We start from the raw sequence: 5,465 nt of genomic DNA, 5'->3' as shown, positions 1-5,465 counted from the left end.
CCCCTGTTAAGAGAGCGATGGTGCCGGTTCCAGGAGTGACAAACCACACGGGTTTGTTATCCGGGAACCACATAGTGGACGCAAGCAGCACATGATCTAACACAACCCTTTATACTTTGGAGGACCGTTTGAAGTCGTGTCCTCCCAGATTGTGGTGTGGTGTAAGTTATCGGCCTATTAGTACCGGTCAGCTTCACGGGTCTTTAGTCCCCGCTTCCACATCCGGCCTATCAACCCAGTGGTCTGGCTGGGGGCCTCTCACACACAAGGTGTATGGAAATCTCATCTCGAAGCGGGCTTCCCGCTTAGATGCTTTCAGCGGTTATCCCATCCGAACGTAGCTAATCAGCGGTGCACTTGGCAGTACAACTGACACACCAGAGGTTCGTCCGTCCCGGTCCTCTCGTACTAAGGACAGCCCTTCTCAAATTTCCTGCGCGCGCAGCGGATAGGGACCGAACTGTCTCACGACGTTCTAAACCCAGCTCGCGTACCGCTTTAATGGGCGAACAGCCCAACCCTTGGGACCTACTCCAGCCCCAGGATGCGACGAGCCGACATCGAGGTGCCAAACCATGCCGTCGATATGGACTCTTGGGCAAGATCAGCCTGTTATCCCCGAGGTACCTTTTATCCGTTGAGCGACGGCCATTCCACAATGTACCGCCGGATCACTAGTCCCGACTTTCGTCCCTGCTCGAGATGTCTCTCTCACAGTCAAGCTCCCTTGTGCACTTACACTCGCCACCTGATTGCCAACCAGGCTGAGGGAACCTTTGGGCGCCTCCGTTACTCTTTAGGAGGCAACCGCCCCAGTTAAACTACCCATCAGGCACTGTCCCTGACCCGGATTACGGGCCGAAGTTAGATATCCAGTATGACCAGAGTGGTATTTCAACGATGACTCCACCCGAACTGGCGTCCGGGTCTCACAGTCTCCCACCTATCCTACACAAGCCACACCGAATATCAATACCAAACTATAGTAAAGGTCTCGGGGTCTTTCCGTCCTGCTGCGCGTAACGAGCATCTTTACTCGTACTGCAATTTCGCCGAGTTTATGGTTGAGACAGCGGGGAAGTCGTTACTCCATTCGTGCAGGTCGGAACTTACCCGACAAGGAATTTCGCTACCTTAGGATGGTTATAGTTACCACCGCCGTTTACTGGGGCTTAAATTCCCAGCTTCGCCCGTAAGGGCTAACCGGTCCTCTTAACCTTCCAGCACCGGGCAGGAGTCAGTCCGTATACATCGTCTTGCGACTTCGCACGGACCTGTGTTTTTAGTAAACAGTCGCTTCCCCCTGGTCTCTGCGGCCCCGATCCCCTCCGGACAGCAAAGTGTCCATCAAGGTTGGGGCCCCCCTTCTCCCGAAGTTACGGGGGCATTTTGCCGAGTTCCTTAACCATAATTCTCTCGATCGCCTTAGTATTCTCTACCTGATCACCTGTGTCGGTTTGGGGTACGGGCGGCTAAAACCTCGCGCCGATGCTTTTCTAGGCAGCATAGGATCACCGGATTCCCACCAAAGTGGGTCCCGTCAGATCTCAGGATCGTCATCAAAGACACAGCAACGGATTTACCTATCGCTGACCCTACATCCTTAGACCAGGACAACCATCGCCCGGCCCGGCTACCTTCCTGCGTCACACCTGTTAATACGCTTACCTCCCGGGATCAGGTCCCGCGCTCCACCAAAAACCGGGTCGCCACAAGGGCGGCCGGTCAGGCTTCGGGCGGTTAGTGTCCCCCGTTCAGTATTGGCGGTTTTTCGCCGGTACGGGAATATCAACCCGTTGTCCATCGACTACGCCTGTCGGCCTCGCCTTAGGTCCCGACTTACCCAGGGCAGATTAGCTTGACCCTGGAACCCTTGATCATTCGGCGGACGGGTTTCTCACCCGTCTTTCGCTACTCATGCCTGCATTCTCACTCGTGTAGGCTCCACCGCTGGTTTACACCGCGACTTCACTGCCCACACGACGCTCCCCTACCCATCCAAACGCTTGAACGAAAATGGATAAACCATCCGCTTGGCTAATATTTGAATGCCACAACTTCGGCGGTGTACTTGAGCCCCGCTACATTGTCGGCGCGGAATCACTTGACCAGTGAGCTATTACGCACTCTTTCAAGGATGGCTGCTTCTAAGCCAACCTCCTGGTTGTCTTCGCAACTCCACATCCTTTCCCACTTAGCACACGCTTAGGGGCCTTAGTTGGTGGTCTGGGCTGTTTCCCTCTCGACTATGAAGCTTATCCCCCACAGTCTCACTGCTGCGCTCTCACTTACCGGCATTCGGAGTTTGGCTGACGTCAGTAACCTTGTAGGGCCCATTAGCCATCCAGTAGCTCTACCTCCGGTAAGAAACACGCAACGCTGCACCTAAATGCATTTCGGGGAGAACCAGCTATCACGGAGTTTGATTGGCCTTTCACCCCTACCCACAGCTCATCCCCTCCATTTTCAACTGAAGTGGGTTCGGTCCTCCACGCGCTCTTACACGCGCTTCAACCTGGCCATGGGTAGATCACTCCGCTTCGGGTCTAGATCACGCCACTGCATCGCCCTGTTCAGACTCGCTTTCGCTACGGCTTCCCCTCACGGGTTAACCTCGCGACGTAACACTAACTCGCAGGCTCATTCTTCAAAAGGCACGCTGTCACAAGCACAACACCACAAGTGGCATCGCCCTGCTCCAACGGATTGTAGGCACACGGTTTCAGGTACTGTTTCACTCCCCTCCCGGGGTACTTTTCACCTTTCCCTCACGGTACTTGTCCGCTATCGGTCATCAGGGAGTATTTAGGCTTACCAGGTGGTCCTGGCAGATTCGCACGGGATTTCTCGGGCCCCGTGCTACTTGGGATCCTCTCCAAGCGGCAGCATACATTCCGGTTACGGGGCTAACACCCTCTACGGCCCGGCTTTCAAACCGGTTCACCTATGCACCTGCACTCACTTCACCAATCCGGCAGAACTGGTACGGAAAGTCCCGCAACCCCAGTGATGCAACGCCCGCCGGCTATCACACACCACTGGTTTAGCCTCTTCCGCGTTCGCTCGCCACTACTAACGGAATCACTGTTGTTTTCTCTTCCTGTGGGTACTGAGATGTTTCACTTCCCCACGTTCCCTCCACGCACCCTATGTGTTCAGATGCGGGTCACCCGGTCACTCGCGCGCCGGGCGGGGTTTCCCCATTCGGACATCCTGGGATCAACGCTCGGTTATCAACTCCCCCAGGCTTATCGCAGATTCCTACGTCCTTCTTCGGCTCCTGATGCCAAGGCATCCACCGTGTGCCCTTAAAAACTTGACCACAAAGATCAATAAATATTATCGCTATCGAGAAAACCACGATCTCACCAGGCACCCCGAAGAGCACCCGGATCCACCAGGTTTATCTGAAATTGCACTTAATAATTTTAAGATGCTCGCGTCCACTATGTAGTTCTCAAACAACAACCCCGTCACACCCCGCACCCCCCACGTATTCACCGTGAAAGCTTTGGACCTGCGCAGGAACAACCAGAAACAACACGAACCCGTGCCACTTCCAACCATAACGATTGTCAGTTCATACGGTCCTGTTGTCTCAGGACCCAACAGTGTGCCAAACGGTAAAACCCGGTACTCGAAACACCGGCAACCCTTTCCAACCGGTCCACCCCCGCAAGCGGGGAAGAAACGGCGTACTCATGCTGCCGGGCTCAACGCCGGGCACCTGCCTATTGATATTCCACCCTTGAGCACCCACCGAAGAACAAACGCCTTCGATATGGGCATCTCCTGCAAAGCACGCATCCCACACTGTGGAAGGACACGCAACCTTGAGGTGCTCCTTAGAAAGGAGGTGATCCAGCCGCACCTTCCGGTACGGCTACCTTGTTACGACTTAGTCCCAATCGCCGGTCCCACCTTCGACGGCTCCCTCCCCACAAGGGGGTTAGGCCACCGGCTTCGGGTGTTACCAACTTTCGTGACTTGACGGGCGGTGTGTACAAGGCCCGGGAACGTATTCACCGCAGCGTTGCTGATCTGCGATTACTAGCGACTCCAACTTCATGAGGTCGAGTTGCAGACCTCAATCCGAACTGAGACCGGCTTTTTGGGATTAGCTCCACCTCACAGTATCGCAACCCTTTGTACCGGCCATTGTAGCATGCGTGAAGCCCAAGACATAAGGGGCATGATGATTTGACGTCGTCCCCACCTTCCTCCGAGTTGACCCCGGCAGTCTCCTATGAGTCCCCGCCATAACGCGCTGGCAACATAGAACGAGGGTTGCGCTCGTTGCGGGACTTAACCCAACATCTCACGACACGAGCTGACGACAACCATGCACCACCTGTAAACCGGCCACAAGTGGGGGACCTGTTTCCAGGCCTTTCCGGTTCATGTCAAGCCTTGGTAAGGTTCTTCGCGTTGCATCGAATTAATCCGCATGCTCCGCCGCTTGTGCGGGCCCCCGTCAATTCCTTTGAGTTTTAGCCTTGCGGCCGTACTCCCCAGGCGGGGCACTTAATGCGTTAGCTACGGCGCGGAAAACGTGGAATGTCCCCCACACCTAGTGCCCAACGTTTACGGCATGGACTACCAGGGTATCTAATCCTGTTCGCTCCCCATGCTTTCGCTCCTCAGCGTCAGTTACAGCCCAGAGACCTGCCTTCGCCATCGGTGTTCCTCCTGATATCTGCGCATTTCACCGCTACACCAGGAATTCCAGTCTCCCCTACTGCACTCTAGTCTGCCCGTACCCACTGCAGACCCGGGGTTGAGCCCCGGGCTTTCACAGCAGACGCGACAAACCGCCTACGAGCTCTTTACGCCCAATAATTCCGGATAACGCTTGCGCCCTACGTATTACCGCGGCTGCTGGCACGTAGTTAGCCGGCGCTTCTTCTGCAGGTACCGTCACTTTCGCTTCTTCCCTGCTGAAAGAGGTTTACAACCCGAAGGCCTTCGTCCCTCACGCGGCGTCGCTGCATCAGGCTTTCGCCCATTGTGCAATATTCCCCACTGCTGCCTCCCGTAGGAGTCTGGGCCGTGTCTCAGTCCCAGTGTGGCCGGTCACCCTCTCAGGCCGGCTACCCGTCGTCGCCTTGGTGGGCCATTACCCCAACCAACTAGCTGATAGGCCGCGAGTCCATCCAAAACCGCATCAAGCTTTCCACGGACCGCCATGCGGTGGTCCGTCGTATCCGGTATTAGACCCGGTTTCCCAGGCTTATCCCGAAGTTAAGGGCAGGTTACTCACGTGTTACTCACCCGTTCGCCACTAATCATTTTGTGCAAGCACAAAAGTCATCGTTCGACTTGCATGTGTTAAGCACGCCGCCAGCGTTCATCCTGAGCCAGGATCAAACTCTCCGTAAATGTGTTACAGACACAGGGCCGGAGCCAAGGAAAATTGGCTGCACGGTCCTGCACTAAATTCGAAACCAGCTAAAAAAGTCCTCCGC

2 rRNA genes are annotated in these 5,465 nt (G+C 55.4%); both read right to left on the bottom strand.

Features of this window, described 5'->3' with window-relative positions:
- Positions 1-156: 156 nt before the first annotated feature.
- Positions 157-3,322: ribosomal RNA gene (locus tag WKB88_RS18140) — 23S ribosomal RNA — on the bottom strand.
- Positions 3,323-3,849: 527 nt separating this feature from the next.
- Positions 3,850-5,379: ribosomal RNA gene (locus WKB88_RS18135) — 16S ribosomal RNA — on the bottom strand.
- The 16S and 23S rRNA genes sit together here, the layout of an rRNA operon.
- Positions 5,380-5,465 lie beyond the last annotated feature (86 nt).

The organism is Arthrobacter sp. G119Y2 (assembly GCF_038069765.1).
In the GTDB taxonomy this organism is placed as follows: domain Bacteria; phylum Actinomycetota; class Actinomycetes; order Actinomycetales; family Micrococcaceae; genus Arthrobacter_B.
The sequence above is the reverse complement of the archived record's forward strand: the minus strand, read 5'-3'. Positions and strand labels throughout refer to the sequence as shown.